This window comes from Micromonospora parva, from assembly GCF_000718515.1.
In the GTDB taxonomy this organism is placed as follows: Bacteria; Actinomycetota; Actinomycetes; order Mycobacteriales; family Micromonosporaceae; genus Micromonospora; species Micromonospora parva.
The window spans coordinates 109,959-129,979 of the sequence record NZ_JNZS01000006.1 but is presented as its reverse complement, the minus strand read 5'-3'; the positions used below and the strand labels follow the sequence as shown (position 1 = coordinate 129,979).

Genomic DNA, 20,021 nt, shown 5'->3' with positions numbered 1-20,021 from the left:
TCGACCCGCCGCGCCCGAGGTGCGCGAACGTGCTCAGGCACCCGTCTCGGCCGGGGTCACGTCGCAGCTGGCCGACGGCGATTCGGCGAGCACCCGCCGCACCACGCCGGTGAGCGCGGCGTTGACCTCGTCCGGGCGTTCCATCATCAACATGTGCCCGGCACCCGGGCAGACGGTCAGCTCGGTGGCCGGCAGGGCCGCCGCGATCGACTCGGCGCACGGCGGTGGGGTCAGCCGGTCCCGGTCGCCGACCAGGGCGGCGGCCGGCAGGTGGGCCAGCGCGGCGAGGGTGTCCAGTCGGTGCTGGGTGCCGATCGAGGCGCGGAACCCGCCGATCGAGCGCAGCGAGGCACGAGCCACCGCCGACGTCACCAGGCGGATGTCGGCCGGCTCGCAGCGGTCGCCGAAGAGCATCCACCGGATGCTCGGTTGCAGCGCGTTCAGCAGTGCCCGGGGCGCCCGCCACGAGCCACACCGGGCCAGTACGCCGGCGCCGGTCGTCTCGGCCAGCCGGATCAACCGGGCGATCCGCGGCGAGAGCCCGTAGACGGTGTGCGTGTGCCCCTCAGCGGTGGTCGAGACGAAGACCAGGCCGGCGGCACGGGCGGCGAAGTGCGCGGGGTGGCGGTGGGCGTACTCCATGATCGTCATGCCGCCCATCGAGTGCCCGACCAGCACCACCGGGCCGGCCGGCGCCACCGCGTCGATCACCGCGGCCAGGTCGTCACCCAACTGGGCCAGGGTGGCGGTGGGCAACGCCATGCAGCTGGATCGGCCGTGCCCGCGCGCGTCGTAGGAGACCACCCGCACCGCACCCCCGAACGGCGCCGCGGTGAGCGCGTCGACCTGCCGGTGCCAGGCGCGTCCGTCCAGCGTCCAGCCGTGCAGCAGGATGGCGGTGATCTGGGCGTCTGTCGGCCCTGTCGCCTCGACGTTGAGCCGTACGCCGTCCGGCAGACCGACCTCGAACCGCTCCGGCATCGCCACCTCCCCAGGGCCGCCCAGTACCACGAGCACCGGGATACCCGGCGGTAACACCGGCTACCCGCCATCACAGCACGCCAATCGCGCCCTGGCGAACATTCCCGACCGCACCCGCGATGGACGGCGGCGGGCCAAGCTGAACGGCATGGGGTCGTCGGGAGCGCCCATGGGCGCGACGTCGGGGCAGGGGCGGCAGGCCGGCGGTACGCCCCGGGCCGCGCTGGCCGATCTGCTCGCCGGCAACCGGCGGTTCGTCAGCGGCCAGCCGGTGCACGGACACGACGTCACGGCCGCTGCCGCTGCCTCCGGCGACCAGCAGCCGTACGCGGTGGTGCTGGGCTGCATCGACTCCCGGGTGCCGCTGGAGGCGATCTTCGACCAGACCTTCGGCGCGATCTGTGTGATCCGTACCGGCGGGCACGTGCTCGATCGCGCGGTCCGCGGCTCGATCGAGTACGTGGTCGGCCAGCTCGGCGTACCGCTGGTGATGGTCCTCGGTCACGAGCGGTGCGGCGCGGTGGAGGCCACCGTGCGGGCGCTGCGCGCCGGACAGCGTCCCGGGGGGTCGTTGGCGCACCTGGTGGACGAGATCGCCCCGGCGGTGACCGAGGTGGGGATCGACGACCCGGCGGTGCAGCCGCTGGCGATCCGCCGGCACGTCCGGCGCACGGTGCGCATCCTGCGCGCGGACGACCTGCTGGCCGGGCCGGTGGCCGCCGGCCGGGTGGCAGTGGTCGGCGGGCTCTACGACCTGGCCACCGGCGAGGTCGCCCTGATCGACCCAGGCTGACCTGCCCCCTGCTCGACGGGCTGGCCCGACCCGACCCCGGACACGCGAAACCGCCCGCCGGACTGTCCCGGCGGGCGGTTTCGGTTGGTGCGGTGGGGGAGGGCTCAGCCCTCGAAGACGCCGGCCGCGACCAGGCGCTTCTCGGTGGCCTCCCAGCCGTCACCCGGGTGGGTGGCAGCCAGGTTGTTGATCTCCGCCCGGATCTTGGCGGCGTGGCCGGCGGCGGCCAGCACGCGGATCTCCTCGACGAACGCGTCGGAGTCCGTGCGCAGGTGCGCGGTCTTGCCGTTGGTCAGGTTCCGCACGTAGGCGTGCTTGCCGCCGTTGAGCGGGATGAGGTACTTGAACTCGCCCAGCACGCTGAGGGCGCCACCCTGGCCAGCCTGGCCGGCCCGGACGGACGCGCGCGCGGTCTTAGAGGTGTTGCTCGCCACGGAGGTACTCCTTGCAAGACGTACGGGAGGACTGGACGTCCGGGGGCTGTGTGCGGGCCGTACGTGAACTCGACCCGCGAAGGTGTAACGCGGCATAAGCCGCCGGTGGAACTGTACAGGACCACGACATCATGCTGGTCGTCGCGGTGTCCTGAGAGGCAACGGCGACCACCCGTCCGGCTATTCCGACCGGCGATTTTTCCGATTCCCTGGCGCACCACGCGTCACACAAGTCATCATGTGTTGCAGCAGCCACCTGGGTGGACGAGGTCGTAGGGGAAGACGCACCTCGCTCTCCGGGAGGTCACCGTGCCAACGCGTGGCGTCGTATACGTCCACTCGACCCCGCTCGCCGTGTGCTCGCACGTCGAGTGGGCGATCGCGCGCGTCCTAGCCGCGCCGGTCAACCTGCAGTGGACGGCTCAGCCCGTCGACCCCGGCGCACGCCGGGCCGAGTGCGGGTGGACCGGTCGTCCGGGGACGGGCGCCGAGCTGGCCGCTGCCCTACGGCAGTGGCCCATGATCCGTTTCGAGGTCACCGAGGAACCGAGTCCCGGGGCCGACGGCGAGCGCTTCATGTACGTGCCGGCCCGTGGCCTCTTCCGGGCGACGGTCGGCGTGGCCGGCGACATCCAACTCGGCGAGGACCGGCTTCGGACGCTGATGGCGGCCTCGCGGGCCCCGGAGGCGCTGGCGCATGCCCTCGACAAGGCGCTCGGCACGGCGTGGGACGCTGACCTGGAGCCCTACCGGTACGCGGGCGACGGCGCCCCGGTGACCTTGCTCACCCGGGTGGGCTGACCCGACGGTCCGCGAGTCGGCGACGTGCACGCCCGTCCGCCCAGGCACGCACGGGCGGTAAGGTCAAGTTGCCCCGATAAGGGAGAAGCTGGTGGGATGGGCGGCGTGTCGAATCGCCCGTGGCGCGCTCCTGTCGCTGTCGCCGCCCTGACCGCCCTGCTCGTCGCCGGCTGCTCGGGCGGCTCGCCCCGCCCCGCCCCGACGCCCAGCCCCACCGCCCCGTCCGGTGGTCCGAGCGCCCCGGCCGCGCCGCCGGCCGCCGATCCCGCCGGCCGGGCGGCCGCGCTGGTGGCGACGCTGTCCGACGAAGACCTGGTCGGCCAGGTGCTGATGCCCTACGCCTACGGCGACTCGGCGACAAAGGTCTCCGCCGGCTCGGCGGCTGGTAACCAGGCCCTCGCCGGGGTCGACACCCCCGCCGACATGATCGCCAAGTACCGGCTGGGTGGCCTGATCCTGGTCGGCTTCAGCGCCGACGACCCCACCAAGGGCAACCAGGAAACCACCAACGTCGACAACCCCCAGCAGGTGCACGAGCTCACCACCGGCCTGCGTGCCGCCGCCGGTCGGCTCGCCACCGGCCCCGCACCGCTGCTGATCGGCACCGACCAGGAGTACGGCGTCGTCACCCGCGTGACCGACGGGGTCACCGTGCTGCCCAGCGCCCTCGCGGCCGGCGCGGCCGGTGACCCGAAGCTCACCGAGGCGGCCTGGCGGGCCGCCGGCACCGAGCTGGCCGCGATGGGCATCAACATCGACTTCGCCCCGGTGGCCGACGTGCTGGCCACCCGCAGCACCGTGATCGGCTCCCGGTCCTACGGCGCCGACCCGAAGCAGGCCGCCGCGCAGGTGGGCGGCGCGGTCCGGGGCCTCCAGGCGAGCGGGGTCGCGGCCACCCTGAAGCACTTCCCCGGGCACGGCCACAGCGCCGACGACTCGCACCAGGATCTGCCGGTGCTCACCCAGTCCGCAGCGGCGTTGCAGAGCGGCGCGTGGCCACCGTTCACCGCCGGGATGGACGCGGGCGCGATGGCAGTGATGTCCGGTCACCTGGACGCGCGCGCGATCGACCCGGGGACCCCGGCGACGTTCTCGCACAAGCTGCTCACCGACGTGCTGCGCGGCCAACTCGGCTTCAAGGGCGTGGTGATCACCGACGGGATGAACATGCCGCCCGCGAAGCGCTGGGCTCCCGGCGAGGCGGCGGTCCGGGCGCTCAACGCCGGCAACGACCTCATCCTGATGACCCCGAACGTCGCTCAGGCGTACGACGGGTTGCTCGCCGCGCTGCGCGGCGGATCACTGCCCCGGACCCGACTGGTCGAGGCGGTAACCCGGGTGCTGACCATGAAGTTCCAGCTCGCGGAGCTGCCGGCGGCGCAGATGTCCACGCTCAACACCCCGGCGCACCGGGCGGCGGCCGAGGCGCTGGCCGCCGCCGCCGTCACCGTGCTGCGGGGCACCTGCGGCGCGGAGGTACGCGGGCCGGTCACCGTCACCTCGTCCGGCGGTCGGGACGGCACCCGGGCCACGCTCACCGCCGCGCTGACCGCCGCCGGGGTGTCGGTCAAGCCCAGCGGCGGCACTGTCGTGCACCTGGTGGGCTACGGGGACGGCGCCGAGGACCTGCGCGCCGACGCGGCGGTCACTGTCGCCATGGACACCCCGTACGTGCTGGCCGGCGCCACGTCACCGACGCTGCTGGCCACGTACTCCTCCAGCCGGGCGTCGATGACCGCGCTGGCCGCCGTGCTCGCCGGCAAGGCCCGGCCGGGCGGCCGGTCGCCGGTGGCCGTCCCCGGACTGCCCGCGAGCACCTGTCGCACCTGACCTGTCGACGCGTGCGCCGGGCGACCTCACTCGCCCGGCGCGAGCCCGCGCACCGCGAGCCGGTACGCCGGCAGCACGTCGGTCCGCTCGGTGATCAGCCCCTCGTTGACAGCGAAGACCAGCGTCTGCCCGGCCGACTGGACGGCCAGCGCCCAGTTGCGCGACTCCTCCTCGACCAGCGGGTTGGTGGCGATCCAGGTCATCTCGGTGCCGTCGAAGCCGCCGGCGCGCAGGTCGCGGAACTGTGCCCCGGTGACCGTCTCGCCGGCCCCGGCCGCGAAACCCTCCAGCGCGGCGCGCGGTGTGCCGGTTGGCGAGTCCGCAGCCCAGATCCGCAGGAATCCGCCACCGGCCGAGCGGCCGTCCACCTCGCAGCGCACCGTGGTGCCGCCGCGCTTGGTGAGCGCCTCGCCGACCAGTTCGGCCAGCTCACCCTTGGGCTGCTCGATGGCCTTTGCCGTCCACCCGTCGGCCAGGGGAAACGACACCGGGACCGGGCAGGGCGAACCCGTACCGCCGGTCGTGCCGCCGGGCGACGCCGGGGCCACCTCGTCGTACCAGGGCTCACCCGTGGCCTGCGGCGCAGGGTCGCCGGCCGTGGCACCGGTGGGGGCGGCGTCGTCACCGCAGCCGGCCAGCAGGCCGAGGGCGAGCAGCGCCGACACGGCAACGCGGGTACGAGTGTCCATGGTGGTGATCCCCGTCAGTCGATCTTCAGTCGGCCCATCTAAGCCGGGCGCTGTCCCGGCGTCAATCGGCATCGGCTCCGCGCCACCGAAATCGGGTCGCCCCGACCCCGGCAGGTCTGACAACCTCCCCCCATGGGAGCGGCAGCGGGATTCCGGCACACGCAACGGGCGGACGGCACAGTGGTGATCACCCACCACGGACGGGTCGCCGGGACGCTGCGCGGCGCGCGGGCCGAGGAGTTCCTCGCCGAGGTCGACGACGATCCGCAGTTGGTGATGGCCCGCTGGACCGGCAACTACCGCCACGGCAACGAACGCACCGCGAAACAGCACCCCCGCAACCGGGGCTGAACGACGTAAGGGCCCCTCCTCGACGAGGAGAGGCCCTTACGCGGGAGCTCAGGGTCGGGCGAAAACGAGCGCCACGTTGTGGCCGCCGAAGCCGAACGCGTTGTTCAACGCGGCCGGGATCTCCATCGGGCGGGCCTTGTGCGCGGCGACGTCCAGGGTGAGGCCGGGCTCCGGGTCGTCCAGGTTGATCGTCGGCGGGACGATGCTGTCGCGGATCGCCAGGATGGTGGCGATCGACTCCAGCGCGCCCGCCGCGCCGAGCAGGTGACCGGTCATCGACTTCGTCGCGGACAGCACCGGGTGGTCGCCGAGCGCCTTGTGCAGCCCGCCGATCTCCAGCATGTCCCCGACCGGGGTCGAGGTGGCGTGCGCGTTGACGTGCACGATGTCGCGCTTGGCGATGTCCGCGTCGGCGATCGCCTTGGCGATGGCCCGGATGGCGCCCTCGCCCTCGGCGTGCGGCTGCACGATGTCGTACGCGTCGGAGGTGATGCCGGCACCGGCGAGGCGCGCGTACACCCGGGCGCCCCGGGCTGCGGCGTGCTCGGCCCGCTCCAGCACCACGATGCCGGCGCCCTCACCGAGGACGAAGCCGTCCCGGCCCCGGTCCCACGGGCGGGAGGCCCGCTCCGGGTCGTCGTTGCGGGTCGACATGGCCCGCATCGAGCTGAAGCCGGCGATCGGCAGCGGGTGGATGACCGCCTCGGTGCCGCCGGCCACCACCACGTCGGCCCGGCCGGAGCGGATGATGTCCAGGCCCAGGGCGATCGCCTCGGCGCCGGTGGCGCAGGCGCTGGCCACCGAGTGCACGCCGGCCTTCGCGCCGAGCTCCAGGCCCACCCAGGCAGCCGGACCGTTCGGCATCAGCATCGGGATGGTGTGCGGGGAGACCCGCCGTGGCCCGGAGGCCTCCAGGATGTCGTCCTGGGCGAGCAGGGTGGTGGCACCGCCGATGCCGGAGCCGACGCTGACGGCCAACCGCTCCCCGTCAAGGTCGGAGCCGGCGAGGCCGGCGTCCGCCCAGGCCTGCTGCGCCGCGATGATCGCGATCGCCTCGGAACGGTCCAGGCGGCGCAGGCGGACCCGGTCCAGCACCTCGGACGGCTCCACCGCCAACTGGGCGGCGATCCGGACCGGCAGTTGCTCGGCCCACTCCTGGGTGAGAGCACTCACCCCGGAGCGGCCGGCGAGCATGGCGTCCCAGGTCGACGCGACGTCCCCGCCAAGCGGGGTCGTCGCGCCGAGCCCGGTGACGACGACGTCGGAACGACTCATGATCAGGACTGGGCCGCGATGTAGCTGACAGCGTCACCGACGGTCTTGAGGTTCTGCACCTCGTTGTCCGGGATCTTGACGCCGAACTTCTCCTCGGCCGCGACCACGACCTCCACCATGGAGAGCGAGTCGACATCGAGGTCGTCGGTGAAGGACTTCCCCTCGGCCACGTCGTCCGGGTTCACCCCGGCAACCTCTTCGAGGATCTCGGCGAGGCCGGTGGTGATCTCGTCACGGGTCATTGCGGTTGGTTCCTTTCATCGGGATTATCCGGCGGTCGGCGTCGCCCACCGCCACTCCTCGACGCGTACGCGCCCGAGGGGGTCATCAGGGGCAGCGGACGACCTGACCGGCGTAGGTCAGACCGCCGCCGAAGCCGAACAGCAGCACCGGCGCGCCCGAGGGCACCTCCCGGCGCTCGACCAGCTTGGACAGGGCCAGCGGAACGCTCGCCGCGGAGGTGTTACCGGACTCGACGATGTCCTTCGCGATGATCGCGTCGGGAATGTTGAGCCGCTTGGCGATGCCGTCGATGATCCGCGCGTTGGCCTGGTGCGGCACGAACGCGGCCAGCTCCGACGGCTCGACCCCGGCCCGCTCGCAGGCCTGGAGCGCGAGCGGCGCGATCGCGGTGGTGGCCCAGCGGAACACCGCCTGCCCCTCCTGCTGGATGTACGGGCGCCAGCCCTCGATGCGGACCGCGTCGCTCTTGTCCGGCACCGAACCCCAGACGACCGGGCCGATTCCGGTCGGCTCGTCGTCGGCGGTGGCGGAGACCACCGCGGCACCGGCCCCGTCGGCGAAGATGATGCAGGTGGAGCGGTCGGTCCAGTCGGTGAAGTCGGACAGCTTCTCCGCACCGATGACGATCGCGTTGCGCGACGCCCCGGCCCGGATGGCGTGGTCGACGGTGCCCAGCGCGTAGGCGAAGCCCGAGCAGGCGGTGTTGAGGTCGAACGCGCCCGGCGCGGTGATGCCCAGCTTGGCGGCGACGCGGCAGGCCACATTGGGGCTGCGGTCGATGGAGGAGCAGGTGGCGACCACTACCAGGTCGATGTCGGCGGCGGTCAGGCCCGAGTTGGCGAGCGCCTTGCCGGCGGCCGCGGCGGCCATGTCGGCGACCGTCTCGCTGTCGGCGATCCGCCGGCTGACGATGCCGACCCGGTCACGGATCCACTCGTCGTTGGTGTCGACGAGCTGGGCGATGTCGTCGTTGGTCACCACCCGGGACGGCTGGTAGTGCCCCATCGAGACGATGCGACTGCCAGTCATGAACGACCTCCGATACGGGCGATCAGGTCCCGTGCGGCCGGCAGGTCGTCCGGGGTGTTGAGGGTGACGATCTCCGGGGCGCCGTCGCCCTTGAGTTCCCGCTTGACCAGACCGGCGAGGGTGCCGGCCGGGGGCAGTTCGATCACGCCGGTGACGCCGAGGTCGGCCAGCGTCCGCATGCACAGGTCCCAGCGCACCGGCGCGGTGACCTGACGGACGAGGCGCTGCACCATGGCCGCGCCGTTGTCGACGGCGGTGCCGTCGAGGTTCGACAGCAGGGTCCGGGCCGGGTCGGCGGCGGCGATCCCGGCGGCCGCCGCGGCGAGCGCGGTCTCCGCCGGAGCCATGTACGGGGTGTGGAACGCGCCGGCCACCTGGAGCCGGATGACCCGGGTCCGGGCCGGCGGGGCGGCGGCGAGCTTGTCGAGCCCGTCCAGGGCGCCCGCGGCGACGATCTGCCCGGCGCCGTTGCGGTTGGCCGGGTAGAGCCCGTTCGCCTCGATCGCGGCGATCACCTCGTCGGGGTCACCGCCGAGCACGGCGGCCATCCCGGTCGGCTCCAGCGCGCAGGCGGCGGCCATCTCCCGGCCGCGGACGCCGGCCAGGGTGATCGCGGCGTCGGCGGAGAGCACTCCGGCCAGCGCGGCGGCACCCAACTCGCCGACGCTGTGGCCGGCGGTGAGCGCGACGCCGTCCAACGGCAGGTGCTCGGCCGCGAGCAACGCCGCGGCGACCAGCAACGGCTGGGTGCGGGCGGTGTCCTTGATCTCGTCGGCGTCGGCGGCGGTGCCCAGGTGCAGCAGGTCGACCCCGGCCAACGCCGACCACTCGCGCAGTCGCGCCTCAGTGCCGGTCAGGTCGAGCCAGGGGGTCAGGAAGCCGGGTTTCTGAGAACCCTGGCCGGGACTAAGTACAGCGAGCACGCCTATGACTCTCCCGGATAAAGGCGGGTAACGCTGTGCCGCCTTCGACCAAACCGTACTAGGACCTTTGGAGGTTTCCTACAAAGATCGGCGAGGATCACCCTCGTTTTGCGGGGATTTCCGGGCGGCCGGGGTCATTGTCTGAGTCGGGACCGCAGAGGCGAGCGGGGCAACCGGGTCCAACCGACCCACGGTCAGCGCGACCTGGAGGGCGAACGCGTCGCGCGGAGACAACGGCGAGAACCCGGTCACCTCGGCGATCCGGCGCAACCGGTAACGCACCGTGTTCGGGTGCACGAACAGTGCCCGGGCCGCGCTCTCCAACGTGCCACCGGCGGCCAGGAACGCGTCCAGGGTCGCCAGCAGTTCCCCGCCGGCACGCACCAGCGTCGCGTACACATCGTGGCGCAGCCGCCGACGGGCCTCCGCGTCACCGGCGAGGGCCCGCTCCGGCAGCAGGTCCGCCGCCGGCACCGGGCGGGGCGCGCTGGGCCATGCCGGCGCGGCCCGAAAGCCGGACAGCGCGGCCCGCGCCGACTCGGTCGCCTCGTCCAGGCTCGGTACGGCGGGACCGACGACCACCGGGCCATCCCCGAACGCGCTCAGCAGCTTCGCCGTGGCGGTCAGCGGATCCGGTGCGCCGCCCAGCACGATGACCAGCCGGTCGCCGTGCACACCGCCGATCACCTCCACGCCGATCCGGCGGGCCTGCCGGTAGACCACGTGCAGCACCGCGGAGACCTCGCCACCGGGCGACCGGCCGACCGCCACCGCCACCGGCGGCGCGTCCGTCCAGCCGAGCGCGGCGGCCCGACTGGCCAGCACGTCCGGCGAGTCACCGCGCAACAGGGCGTCGACAAGCAGCGCCTGCAGCCGGGCGTCCCACGCGCCGCGCGACTCGGCGGCCCGCGCGTACACCCGGGCGGCGGAGAACGCGATCTCCCGGGAGAAGCGCAGCACCGCCTCGCGCAACTGCTGCTCCTCGCCCTCGGCGGCCAGGTGCGACACCTGCTCCTCGACCACGTCGATCGTCACCTTGATCAACGCCACGGTCTGCTGGAGGGTGATCGACCGGGCCAGCGCCTGCGGGGCGGCGGCGAAGACCTCGTCCGAGACCTCCTGGGTGCTGTCCGCCGTGCCGCCGCCCTCGCGCAGCCACTGCACCAACGACCTCGCGCCCGCCTGGGCGACCAGCATCACCCAGGAGCGCTGGTCGGCCGGCAGCGACCGGAACCAGGGCAGCGTCTCGTCCATCCGGGCCACGCTGGAGGTGGCCAACGCCCCCGCCGATCGTTCGATACGGCGCAGCGTGGCCGACAGCTCCCCACCGCCCGGCGTGCTCACCGCCCTAGCCTGACACGTCGTGAGCAGGCCAACCACGTCGGCACCGGTCGGCACGGCTCACGGCTGCGGGGGAGCGGGCAGACCCAACTCCTGGGCCAGGATGGCGGCCTGCACCCGGCTGCGCAGGTCCAGCTTCGCCAGGATCCGGCTCACATGGGTCTTGGTGGTGCTCTCCGCCAGCACCAGCCGGTCGGCGATCTGCTGGTTGGACAGGCCCAACCCGAGGCAGGCCAGCACGTCACGCTCGCGCGGGGTGAGGGTGGTCAGCGCGGCCCGGGTGTCCGCCGACGCGCCCGGCGTGGTGGCCGCGAACGCGGTGATCAGGCGGCGGGTCACAGTGGGCGCGATGAACCCGTCGCCCCGGGCCACCGTCCGCACCGCGCTGACCAGACCGTCGGCGTCGGTGTCCTTGAGCAGGAACCCGGCCGCGCCGGCCCGCAACGCCCCGAAGGCGTACTCGTCGAGGTCGAAGGTGGTGAGCACCAGCACGTCGGCGAGCCCGTCGGCGACGATCGCCCGGGTCGCGGAGATCCCGTCGGAGTGGGGCATCCGCACATCGAGCACCGCCACGTCGGGGCGCAGCTCCCGGCACAGGCGCACCGCGGCGTCACCGTCGGCAGCCTCGCCGACCACCCGGACACCCGGTGAGCCGTTCAAGATCAGGGCCAGTCCCGCGCGTACCGCCGGCTGGTCGTCGGCGAGCACCACCCGTACCGTCGCCGCGCCCGCGTCGTCCGCGGGCCGCGCCGCCCCGGTCACCCGGTCTCCCCGGTGGGCAGGGCCGCCCGCACCTGCCAGCGACCGTCGCACGGCCCGGCAGTGAACCGACCGGCCAGCAGCGTGGCCCGCTCCCGCATGCCGATCAGCCCGGCCCCGGCGCCCGGCAGCCCGGCCGCGCCCCGGCGGACCGGGTTCTCCACCGTCAGCACCACCTCGGCCGGGCGGTACGCGATCGTCAGCTCCGCCTCACCCGTACCGTGCTTCAGCGCGTTCGTCAGCGACTCCTGCACGATCCGGTACGCGGCGAGGTCCACCCCCACCGGCAGCGCGCCCGGCGTGCCATCGGTCCGGACCCGCACCGTGAGACCGGCCGCCCGAGCCCGCTCGACCAGCCCGTCCGCCTCGGCCAACCGCGCGGTGACCACCTCCGGCGCGGCCTGGCCACCGCTGCTCCCGGGTTCGCGCAACACCTCGATCATCTGACGCATCTCCGCCAGCCCCTGCACGCTGCTCTCCCGGATGACCCGCAACGCCGACTCCACCTGACCGCGATCCAAGCCGGGCACCGACAGCACGGCGGTGGCGTGGATGGCCACCGCGCTGAGGTGGTTGGCGACCACGTCGTGCAACTCCCGGGCCATCCGGGCCCGTTCGGCGCTGACCGCCTGCCGACGGTCCAACTCGACCAGCCGGGCGGTCTGCTCGGCCCGCGCCCGCTCGGCGGCGGCCTGGTCGCGGTACTGCCGCACACTGATGCCGGTCAGCACCGGCAACAGCCCGGCGAGCACCACCAGCACCCCGAGCGCCGCCCCACGCCAGTGGCCGTACCTGAGCACCCCGACGACCGTCCCGAGCAGGCTCAGCGCCACGGTGATCCGCAGCAGCCACCGCCACAGCCGGGGCGGGCCGTACACGCAGGCGTCGTAGAGCACCTGTGTGTAGACCAGGACCGTGCCCAGCGAACTGCCCAGCGCCGTGTCGACCACCAGCGCGCCGGTGCCCAGCGCCAGGCTGGCGCGCGGTGCGACCCGCCGAAGAGCGACGGCGACGCACACCGCCACCAGCGGCGGCAGGAACAACGCCGAGGGCACCTCCGCGTTCGGGCGGACCTGCGGTTGCCAACCCAGGGCGTGCAACACCAGACCACCGGCCAGCGACGCGCCGGCCAGCACGAGATCACGGCCGAGGGTGCCGGAGTCGAGCCACGGTGGCGGACGCATGACCCGATCCCACCACAGCCGTCGCCGGTCTAACTCCGACCGGGGGAGGACCTCGACGGCACCGCCATGCGCCGAAAGGGGTACGCGCACCGCGCCCCGCCCGGTCCGCCCTCCGGCGGGCCCTTCGGTGAACGGCACGAAAAGATGCTGTGAACTGCGTAACCGGGTTCCGTGCTCGGCGGCGTCGCCGGGGACCGGCCCGTCCGGACGCCGGGTACGCTGCGCGCGGCCCGTCGGTCCCGGCCAGTACGGTGACAGGGCACCTCGGGGAGAGCACCCGAGGGTGGGGCGAGCGTGAGGAGACCGGGATGGCGCACGGGGAGGCCGAGCACGGCTGCGCCCAGGGCGAGCCCTGCCGGCCGGGGCACCACGACCCGCAGGCGGCGGGTAAGCACCGCCGAGCGGTCGGCGGCGCACCATCGCACCCGGCGGAGCCGCTCACCGGGCGGGCTGACGACGAGCCCGTGCTGCCGCGCCAGCGCTCCGCAGAGCCCAACACCCTCGGCGAGCCCGACTTCGACGTCCCCGCTGGTTGCCTGAGTGAACTTCCCGGCTGGGCCGGGGCGCACCGGCACGGCCCGGTCCGACCGCGTCCACGGGCCACCCGCCGGGAGCGCCCACCGCGCCGCTGGTGCTGACCAGCGCCGGTTGAGGCGCTGGCCAGCACGTGCGCCGGTGCCAGCGCCGGCTCAGTGTCAGTGTCGGCTCAGCGTGTGCGGCGCCGGCCGTGTGCGGCGCCGGCCGTGTGCGGCGCCGGCCGTGTGCGGCGCCGGTTCAGCGGGTGCGGCGGCGGATCAGCAGGGCGATCCCGGCGAGGCCGACCGTGATGGTCAACATCACGCCGACGTTGAGCAGCAGCAGGCGTTGCAGGTCGCCCAGCGCCTCGTCGAGGTCCTTCGCCGGGTCGAGCGTGTCTTCCGGGAGCACCCGCTCGCCGCCGCCCGCGCCGCCGCTGACCGTGTCGAACTGCCGCTCCAGCGGCACACCGGCGGTGCGTAGGGTCTCGGACATGCTGAGCCGACCCAGGAACCAGCCGGCGCTGGTCTTGCGGCCGTCCGGCTGCTTGGCCGGCCGGTAGACGCGGGGGCCACCGACCGCCTTCGGATAGAGGTCGTAGGTCTGCTTCGGCGTATCGCCGGCGAGCACCACGACCGTGTATTTCGGACCGAGGTTGGCCGCCTTAGGACCGGTCGGCATGCCGGTGCGGGCGAGGAAGTTGACCTGGTCGATGATCGCGCCCACGAGAGCGGGCTCGGTGTCCGCGTGCATTCGCAGCGGCTCGGACAGCCCCGTGCCGGTGATGTCCACTCCGGCGGGTGCCGGCTTCGGCGCGGCCGAGGCCGAGCCGACGGTGCCCAGCGACAGCAGTGCCGCCGCCAGCGTGCCCGCCAACACGGCGGCCAACCGCCTCATGTGTCGGACCATCCCGCCTCCTCGCCCCGCTCGATGGATGGCTTCGTCGTGACGTCCGGACCGACCTGCCGGTGCGGGCATCGACCAGATGGCCGCGTCCACTCCTACAGACTCCGCAGAACGTCGATGAGTTGCAGCTTTCGGAACAGTAATTGGAACTATCTGCGATCTCTGCTCGACTAATGAGGAGCCGTTTGATCAGCGGGCGGATCGTACCCTTACGGAGGGGTTCATGGGGGGCAGGGTTACACGTACGGTGCGGGTCATGCCAGTGGTCCTCGGCGTGGCGTTCGGTGTGTCGTTTCTGGTGCCGCCCACACCGGCCGCCGCCCACAACGAGCTGACCGGCAGCAACCCGCGCGACGGTGCCCGCGTGGCGACGGCACCCGCCCGGGTCGAGCTGCGGTTCCTCGCCACGCCGTCACCGACAACGACGAAGATCACCATAACCGGACCGGACAATGTGGTCGCTGGCGGCCCACCGGTCTTCGCCGGCAGCCGGGTGCGGGTGCCGTTCAAGCCCGCGGCGGCGGGTCTCTACATCGTGGGCTACCAGCTCGCGTCCGCCGACGGGCACCCGGTGAAGGGCGAAGTGCGGTTCACCCTCACGACCGGTACGGCCGCCGACCCGTCCGCCTCGCCGTCGACCGCCGCCGGGACCACAGCTACCGGGTCGCCCTCGGCTGGCGCGTCGCCCTCCGCCGTGCCGGCGTCGACCACCCCCGCCAGCTCGACGGCGTCGACGGTGCCGGCCGCGTCGGAGCAGTCCGACTCCGGCGGCCGCTGGTGGCTCTGGGGGCTCGGCGGCGTGCTGCTGCTCGCCGCGCTCGGAGCCGGCCTCGTGTTCCGCCGCCAGCGAGGGGTTCGGTGACTCTCTGACACTCACCAACCCGGGTGGGTCAGGTGTGCGCGCCATCCTTTGCTCTGCACCCGCGGAAGCGACGGTTACGGTCTGCGACCGGTGCCTATTGGGGTGCAGAGCAAAGGCGGGGCGATGCGGAGTTGGGCCGGCGACGCGCCCGTGACGCGTCGATGCGCAACAGTCAGACCAGGCGGAGGCGGGCGGCGCGGATGCGGGTCAGGGTGCGCTCGCGACCGAGCACCTCCAGCGACTCGAACAGCGGCAGACCCACGGTGCGACCGGTGACCGCAACCCGTACGGGTGCCTGCGTCTTGCCGAGCTTGAGGCCCCGCTCGGCGCCGACCGCCTCCAGCGTCGACTTCAACGACTCGGCATCCCAGGACTCCAGCGCCTCGAACGCCGCGACGGCATCGTCCAGCAGCTCGGCGGAGCCGTCCTTCATCGTCTTGGTCCAGGCCGCCTCGTCGATCAGCGGCGTGGCCAGGAAGAGGAAGTCGACGTTCGGCACGATCTCGCTGAGCACCGCGATCCGGGTCTGGGCCAGCGGCGCCACGGCGGCGAACGCGTCGGCGTCGAACTCCTCGGGCTGCCAGGGTGGCGGCGCGATGGTGTCGGTGCCGGTCAGCCACGGCTGGCAGGCGTCGATGAACTCGGCCACCGGCAGCGCGCGAATGTACTCACCGTTGAACGCGCGCAGCTTCTTCTCGTCGAAGAACGCCGAGGAGAGGTTGACCTCGTCCAGCCGGAACTCGTCCTCGATCACCGACCAGGGCACGATCTCCCGGTCGCCGGACGGGGCCCAGCCGAGCAGCATGAGGTAGTTGCGCATCGCGCCGGCCAGGTAACCCTCGTCGCGGTACGCCTCCAGGGCGACCTTGTCCCGGCGCTTGGAGAGCTTCTGCCGCTTCTCGTTGACCACCACCGGCACGTGCGCCCAGACCGGCGGCTTGACCCCGAGGGCCTCCCAGAGCAGCTGCTGCTTGGGGGTGTTGGGCAGGTGCTCCTCGGCCCGGATCACGTGGGTGATCCCCATGGTCATGTCGTCGACGACGTTGGCCAGCAGGAAGACCGGCGAGCCGTCGCCCCGGGCGATGACGAAGTCCTCGATGAGCTTGTTCTCGAAGGTGGGCTCACCGCGGATCAGGTCGACCACCACTGTCGTGCCCTCGTCCGGCGTACGGAAGCGCAGCGCGCGACCCTCACCGGGGCCGAGGCCGAGGTCGCGGTGGTAGCCGTCGTAGCCCTGGTACTGCGAGCCGGTGCGGGCCTGCACGTCCTCACGGGTGCAGTCGCAGTAGTAGGCACGGCCCGACTCGTACAGGCGCGCGGCGGCGGCCCGGTGCTCACCGGCGTTCGCCGACTGGAAGTAGGGGCCCTCGTAGCTGCCCCGGGTGATGCCGATCCAGTCCAGGGCGGAGAGGATGCCCTCGGTCCACTCGGGCTTGTTGCGCGCCGCGTCGGTGTCCTCGATCCGCAGCACGAACACGCCGCCCTGCTGCTTGGCGTAGATCCAGTTCTGCAGCGCCGAGCGGGCGCCGCCGACGTGGAACATACCGGTCGGGGAGGGGGCGAAGCGCACACGTACTGTCACGTCCCCCAGCCTACGGCGGGCGGCGAGCGCTTTTGGGCACGGCCCCCTGACTCAGGGCACCGAACGGATCTTGACGACCAGGGCGCTGCCGAGGAGGGTGACCACGGCGGTGACCGCGTAGAGCGTGGGATAGCCGCCCAGATACACCACGAGCGGGGCGGAGAGCGCCGGGCCGAGCACCTGCGGCGCCGAGTTGGCGATGTTGATCACGCCCAGGTCCTTGGCCCGGTCGGTGGCCCGGGGCAGCACCTGGGTGATCAACGCGGCGTCCACCGAGAGGTAGACGCCGTAGCCGGCGCCGAGCAGCAGTGCCGCGACGATGGCCACCGGCCAGAGCGGGGCGACCGCGAGCAGCAGCGCCGCCACCGCCATGATCAACCCGGAGACGATCACGTAGACCTTGCGGCGGCCGGACCGGTCGGACAGTCGGCCGGCGACCACAGCGGTCAGCATCATGCCGAGCGTGTAGAGCAGGATCAGCACCAGCAGGCCGCCCTCGGGGTCGGGGTGACGCACCCCGTCGCTGAGGAAGTACAGCAGGTAGAGGGTGCCCAGCGCGTTGCCCAACTGGACCAGGAACCGGGTGATCCAGGCCCAGGCGAAGTCCGGGTGTTGGCGCGGGCTGATCCACATCGAGGCCAGCAGCGCCCGCGTCCGGAGCACCGGTCGGTGCGTCCGCGGCAGAGGCTCGTCGGGGGTGAGCAGCGCGAACGGCAGCGACAGCAGCAGGATGGCCACGGCGATGGCCAGGTAGCCGGCGGTGTTGCCGGTGACCACTGCGGTGACGAGCACCGCGCCGAGCACCAACCCGAGCGCCTGCGGGATGCCCACCCAGCCCGAGACGCCACCGCGCTGGCGCACCGGCACCCGGTCCGGGACGGCGGCGCTGAGGCTGGCCAGCATCGCGTTGAAGCAGACCTGCGCGGCCACCCAACCGAGGGCGACACCGAGGATGGTCCGCTGCTGGGCCAGCAGCACCAGGGCCGCCGCGCCGAGCACCGCCCCGCCCACCGTCCAGACGTGCCGACGACCGAACTCGCGGCCGGCGATCCGCAGGCAGGTCCGGTCGGAGAACGCGCCCGCGAGGGGGTTGGCCAGCACCGCGGCCAGTGCGCCGAGGCCGGTGACCACGGCCAGCATGTTCTCCTTGTCGCCGGGCGCGATCTGCTCGATCTGCTGCGGCAGCAGCACCTGGATCGGCGTGAAGAACGCCATCCACACGCCGAGGTTGGCCGCGAAGATCAGACCGATCCAGCCGCGCCGGACCGGCACCGTCGGCTCGGCGAGCGCCGCCGGCAGCGATGCCGGCGTCGGGTCGAGGGTGGTCACCGCGCCGACCCCGGCCGGCTGGCCGCGATCACGTCCCGCAACCAGGTGTACGACGACTTCGGCGTACGGGTCTGGGTGGCGTAGTCGACGTGCACCAGACCGAAGCGCTTGGTGAACCCCTCGGCCCACTCCCAGTTGTCCAGCAGCGACCAGACGAAGTACCCGCGGACGTCCACCCCGTCGTCGAGGGCGGCCCGGACCGCGCGCAGGTGCCCGTCGAGGTACGCGATCCGCTGCGGGTCGGCCACCCGCCCGTCCTCGTCCGGCACGTCGTCGTATGCGCAGCCGCTCTCGGTGATCTCGATGGGTGGCAGCGCGTCGCCGTACGTGTCGTGCAGCCAGCCGAGCAGCTCGCGCAGCCCGTCGGGGGCCACCGGCCAGTCGAAGGCGGTACGCGGGTAGCCGTCCAGCGCAACCAGGTCGAACGGCAGGGGTGAACCCTCCTCGGCGGCCCGTACCCCGGTGGGGTTGTAGTAGTTGACCCCGAGCACGTCGATCGGCGCGGCGATCGTGTCGAGGTCGCCGGGGTGGACGATGCCCGGGTCGAGGCCGGGTAGTTCGGGGTAGCCGCGGCCGAGCAGCGGGTCGGTGAAGAGCCGGTTGTGCAGCGCCTCGTACGCCGCCCCGGCGGCCCGGTCGGCGTCACTGTCGCCGAGTATCCGCACCGGCGAGTAGTTGTTGGCGATCGCCACCGGGCTGGTGGTGTGGGCCCGTAGCGCGGCGACGGCGAGCCCGTGCCCGAGCAGTTGGTGGTGGGCGGCCGGGAAGGCGTCGAACAGCAGCATCCGGCCGGGGGCGTGCTGGCCCATGCCGTAGCCGAGGCTCATGTGGATGAACGGTTCGTTCAGCGTGATCCACAGCCGGACGCGGTCGCCGAGCCGGGCGGCCGTCTTCTCGGCGTACTCGGCGAACCGGGCGGCGGTGTCGCGGTGCAGCCAGCCGCCGGTGTCTTCGAGGGGTTGCGGCAGGTCCCAGTGGTAGAGGGTGGCCACCGGGTCGACGTCGGCGGCCAGCAGCTCGTCCACCAGACGGTCGTAGAAGTCCAGGCCGGCCGGGTTGGCCGGGCCGGCGCCGGTGGGTTGGATCCGGGGCCAGGCGATGGAGAACCGGTACGCGTCGACGCCCAGGCCGGCAAGTAGCGCCACGTCCTCGGTGTGCCGGTGGTAGTGGTCGCAGGCGACCGCGCCGCTGCTGCCGTCGCTGATCCGCCCGGGTGACTGCGCGAAGGTGTCCCAGATGGACGGACCTCGGCCGTCGACAGTGGCGGCGCCCTCGATCTGGTGGGCCGATGTGGAGACGCCCCAGCGGAAGCCGGTGGGGAACTGGGGCATGGGTGCTGTCGACATACGCCCTCCCGGTCAACGTGAAACGTGCTCGGGACTTTAGGGCGCTGTCGATGAATGCGCCATAGGCCGGCCTGGCGCATTCCGCAATGGTTGATCGGCGTGTCTTTTTCCGAACCCGTCCTGGTAAGTCCGATTTAACGCATAGAGTGCCGATATCGTGGGATGTCCTCACCGGAGGAAAGACGGAAATGATCCTCGTGGAACGCAGTGCGCACGTGGCGGCGCCAATTGAAGTGGTCTGGGATGTCGTGCAGCGGGCCGAGCAGTTGCCGGCCTGGCTGGCCGGGGTCCGTGCGGCCGAAGTGCTCTCGGGTGAGGGCTTCGGACGACGACAGCTGGTCCAGGCGGGGCGCGGCTCGGCGCATGAGGCCGAGGTGATCGCCTACCAGGAGCCGACGCTGATCGGCTGGCGGGAGCGGGCCAAGGGTGCCGGTGCTCGTGCGGAGGCGCGCACCGAAATCTACGTCCAGCTCACCGCCGACGAGGAGGAGGGCGGCACCATCGTGCGCCTCATCGTGGTCCGCTGGCCGGCTGGCCCGGTCAAGGCGGCCCTGCTGCGCCTCGGACTGCGTCGGGTCGGCGCCGACCTGGAGGACTCGCTGGCCCGGCTCACCGACCTGGCCGCCGTCGGCTGACGAGCGCCCATCCTCCCGGCGTCACCCGCGACGGCGGTGGTCCGGATCCCCGCCAGGGCTCCCGGACCACCGCCGGATCGCGTCCTGAGGGTGTGCGCTCGCGCCACTTCGCGCGCGTTGCTGGACCCGGCCCGGCCCGGCCCGGCTCGGCCCGGAGGCCCCGAGCTCGTGGAGATCGTGCTCGATCCTGGATGTAGTGGCCTCACCGCTGG

General features: G+C 72.9%; 21 protein-coding genes. 7 read left to right on the top strand and 14 right to left on the bottom strand.

Annotated elements, in window-relative coordinates:
• Positions 1-33 precede the first annotated feature (33 nt).
• Positions 34-981: an alpha/beta fold hydrolase gene (locus IF22_RS0108930; protein WP_051708278.1), complete on the bottom strand. Its 948-nt coding sequence runs from the start codon at positions 979-981 to the stop codon at positions 34-36.
• Positions 982-1,150: 169 nt separating this feature from the next.
• On the opposite strand from IF22_RS0108930, the gene IF22_RS0108925 reads away from it, so the two are divergent.
• The gene (locus IF22_RS0108925) at positions 1,151-1,774 is read left to right on the top strand and encodes a carbonic anhydrase (RefSeq protein WP_030330288.1); all 624 of its coding nucleotides are present in this window, start codon (positions 1,151-1,153) and stop codon (positions 1,772-1,774) included.
• A 104-nt stretch (positions 1,775-1,878) separates the two neighbouring features.
• Here IF22_RS0108925 and IF22_RS0108920 read toward each other — a convergent pair whose 3' ends face one another.
• Complete coding sequence (locus tag IF22_RS0108920) at positions 1,879-2,208, bottom strand: hypothetical protein (protein WP_030330285.1); 330 nt, start codon at positions 2,206-2,208, stop codon at positions 1,879-1,881.
• Between the two features lie 309 nt (positions 2,209-2,517).
• Between IF22_RS0108920 and IF22_RS0108915 the strand changes: the two genes are divergently transcribed.
• Positions 2,518-3,009, top strand: coding sequence for a DUF3145 domain-containing protein (locus IF22_RS0108915; protein ID WP_030330284.1), 492 nt, complete (start codon positions 2,518-2,520; stop codon positions 3,007-3,009).
• 96 nt (positions 3,010-3,105) lie between these two features.
• The gene (locus tag IF22_RS0108910; protein WP_030330282.1) at positions 3,106-4,839 is read left to right on the top strand and encodes a glycoside hydrolase family 3 protein; all 1,734 of its coding nucleotides are present in this window, start codon (positions 3,106-3,108) and stop codon (positions 4,837-4,839) included.
• Between the two features lie 26 nt (positions 4,840-4,865).
• Here IF22_RS0108910 and IF22_RS0108905 read toward each other — a convergent pair whose 3' ends face one another.
• Positions 4,866-5,528, bottom strand: coding sequence for a lipoprotein (locus IF22_RS0108905; RefSeq protein ID WP_030330280.1), 663 nt, complete (start codon positions 5,526-5,528; stop codon positions 4,866-4,868).
• A gap of 132 nt (positions 5,529-5,660) precedes the next feature.
• On the opposite strand from IF22_RS0108905, the gene IF22_RS0108900 reads away from it, so the two are divergent.
• Positions 5,661-5,879, top strand: coding sequence for a hypothetical protein (locus IF22_RS0108900; RefSeq protein ID WP_030330279.1), 219 nt, complete (start codon positions 5,661-5,663; stop codon positions 5,877-5,879).
• A gap of 48 nt (positions 5,880-5,927) precedes the next feature.
• On the opposite strand, the gene fabF is transcribed toward IF22_RS0108900, so the two are convergent.
• The 7 genes from fabF to IF22_RS0108865 form a co-directional block, all read right to left on the bottom strand.
• The gene (gene fabF / locus IF22_RS0108895; RefSeq protein ID WP_030330277.1) at positions 5,928-7,154 is read right to left on the bottom strand and encodes a beta-ketoacyl-ACP synthase II; all 1,227 of its coding nucleotides are present in this window, start codon (positions 7,152-7,154) and stop codon (positions 5,928-5,930) included.
• Positions 7,155-7,156: 2 nt separating this feature from the next.
• Positions 7,157-7,396, bottom strand: coding sequence for an acyl carrier protein (locus tag IF22_RS0108890; RefSeq protein ID WP_030330276.1), 240 nt, complete (start codon positions 7,394-7,396; stop codon positions 7,157-7,159).
• 85 nt (positions 7,397-7,481) lie between these two features.
• Entirely contained in the window at positions 7,482-8,426 is a 945-nt protein-coding gene (locus IF22_RS0108885) for a beta-ketoacyl-ACP synthase III (protein ID WP_030330274.1), read from the bottom strand.
• Complete coding sequence (locus tag IF22_RS0108880) at positions 8,423-9,349, bottom strand: ACP S-malonyltransferase (protein WP_030330272.1); 927 nt, start codon at positions 9,347-9,349, stop codon at positions 8,423-8,425. Before IF22_RS0108880 ends, IF22_RS0108885 begins: the two co-directional genes overlap by 4 nt.
• A 78-nt stretch (positions 9,350-9,427) precedes the next feature.
• On the bottom strand, positions 9,428-10,747 hold the full coding sequence (locus IF22_RS0108875) for a PucR family transcriptional regulator (RefSeq protein WP_374224270.1): 1,320 nt from the start codon (positions 10,745-10,747) through the stop codon (positions 9,428-9,430).
• 3 nt (positions 10,748-10,750) lie between these two features.
• Complete coding sequence (locus tag IF22_RS0108870; RefSeq protein WP_051708277.1) at positions 10,751-11,452, bottom strand: response regulator; 702 nt, start codon at positions 11,450-11,452, stop codon at positions 10,751-10,753.
• The gene (locus IF22_RS0108865; RefSeq protein WP_030330266.1) at positions 11,449-12,633 is read right to left on the bottom strand and encodes a sensor histidine kinase; all 1,185 of its coding nucleotides are present in this window, start codon (positions 12,631-12,633) and stop codon (positions 11,449-11,451) included. Before IF22_RS0108865 ends, IF22_RS0108870 begins: the two co-directional genes overlap by 4 nt.
• A gap of 308 nt (positions 12,634-12,941) precedes the next feature.
• On the opposite strand from IF22_RS0108865, the gene IF22_RS0108860 reads away from it, so the two are divergent.
• Positions 12,942-13,271: a hypothetical protein gene (locus IF22_RS0108860; protein WP_030330264.1), complete on the top strand. Its 330-nt coding sequence runs from the start codon at positions 12,942-12,944 to the stop codon at positions 13,269-13,271.
• A 136-nt stretch (positions 13,272-13,407) separates the two neighbouring features.
• On the opposite strand, the gene IF22_RS0108855 is transcribed toward IF22_RS0108860, so the two are convergent.
• On the bottom strand, positions 13,408-14,058 hold the full coding sequence (locus tag IF22_RS0108855) for a hypothetical protein (RefSeq protein WP_030330262.1): 651 nt from the start codon (positions 14,056-14,058) through the stop codon (positions 13,408-13,410).
• Positions 14,059-14,311: 253 nt separating this feature from the next.
• On the opposite strand from IF22_RS0108855, the gene IF22_RS0108850 reads away from it, so the two are divergent.
• The gene (locus IF22_RS0108850; protein ID WP_245233571.1) at positions 14,312-14,917 is read left to right on the top strand and encodes a copper resistance CopC family protein; all 606 of its coding nucleotides are present in this window, start codon (positions 14,312-14,314) and stop codon (positions 14,915-14,917) included.
• Between the two features lie 172 nt (positions 14,918-15,089).
• On the opposite strand, the gene gltX is transcribed toward IF22_RS0108850, so the two are convergent.
• From gltX to IF22_RS0108835, 3 genes are read right to left on the bottom strand one after another with little or no spacing between them, the layout of a single operon-like run.
• Entirely contained in the window at positions 15,090-16,499 is a 1,410-nt protein-coding gene (gltX, locus tag IF22_RS0108845; protein ID WP_030330259.1) for a glutamate--tRNA ligase, read from the bottom strand.
• Between the two features lie 51 nt (positions 16,500-16,550).
• The gene (locus IF22_RS0108840) at positions 16,551-17,828 is read right to left on the bottom strand and encodes an MFS transporter (protein WP_030330257.1); all 1,278 of its coding nucleotides are present in this window, start codon (positions 17,826-17,828) and stop codon (positions 16,551-16,553) included.
• Positions 17,825-19,174, bottom strand: coding sequence for a GH1 family beta-glucosidase (locus IF22_RS0108835; RefSeq protein ID WP_036411063.1), 1,350 nt, complete (start codon positions 19,172-19,174; stop codon positions 17,825-17,827). Before IF22_RS0108835 ends, IF22_RS0108840 begins: the two co-directional genes overlap by 4 nt.
• 188 nt (positions 19,175-19,362) lie before the next feature.
• Between IF22_RS0108835 and IF22_RS0108830 the strand changes: the two genes are divergently transcribed.
• Complete coding sequence (locus tag IF22_RS0108830) at positions 19,363-19,809, top strand: SRPBCC family protein (RefSeq protein WP_030330254.1); 447 nt, start codon at positions 19,363-19,365, stop codon at positions 19,807-19,809.
• Positions 19,810-20,021 lie beyond the last annotated feature (212 nt).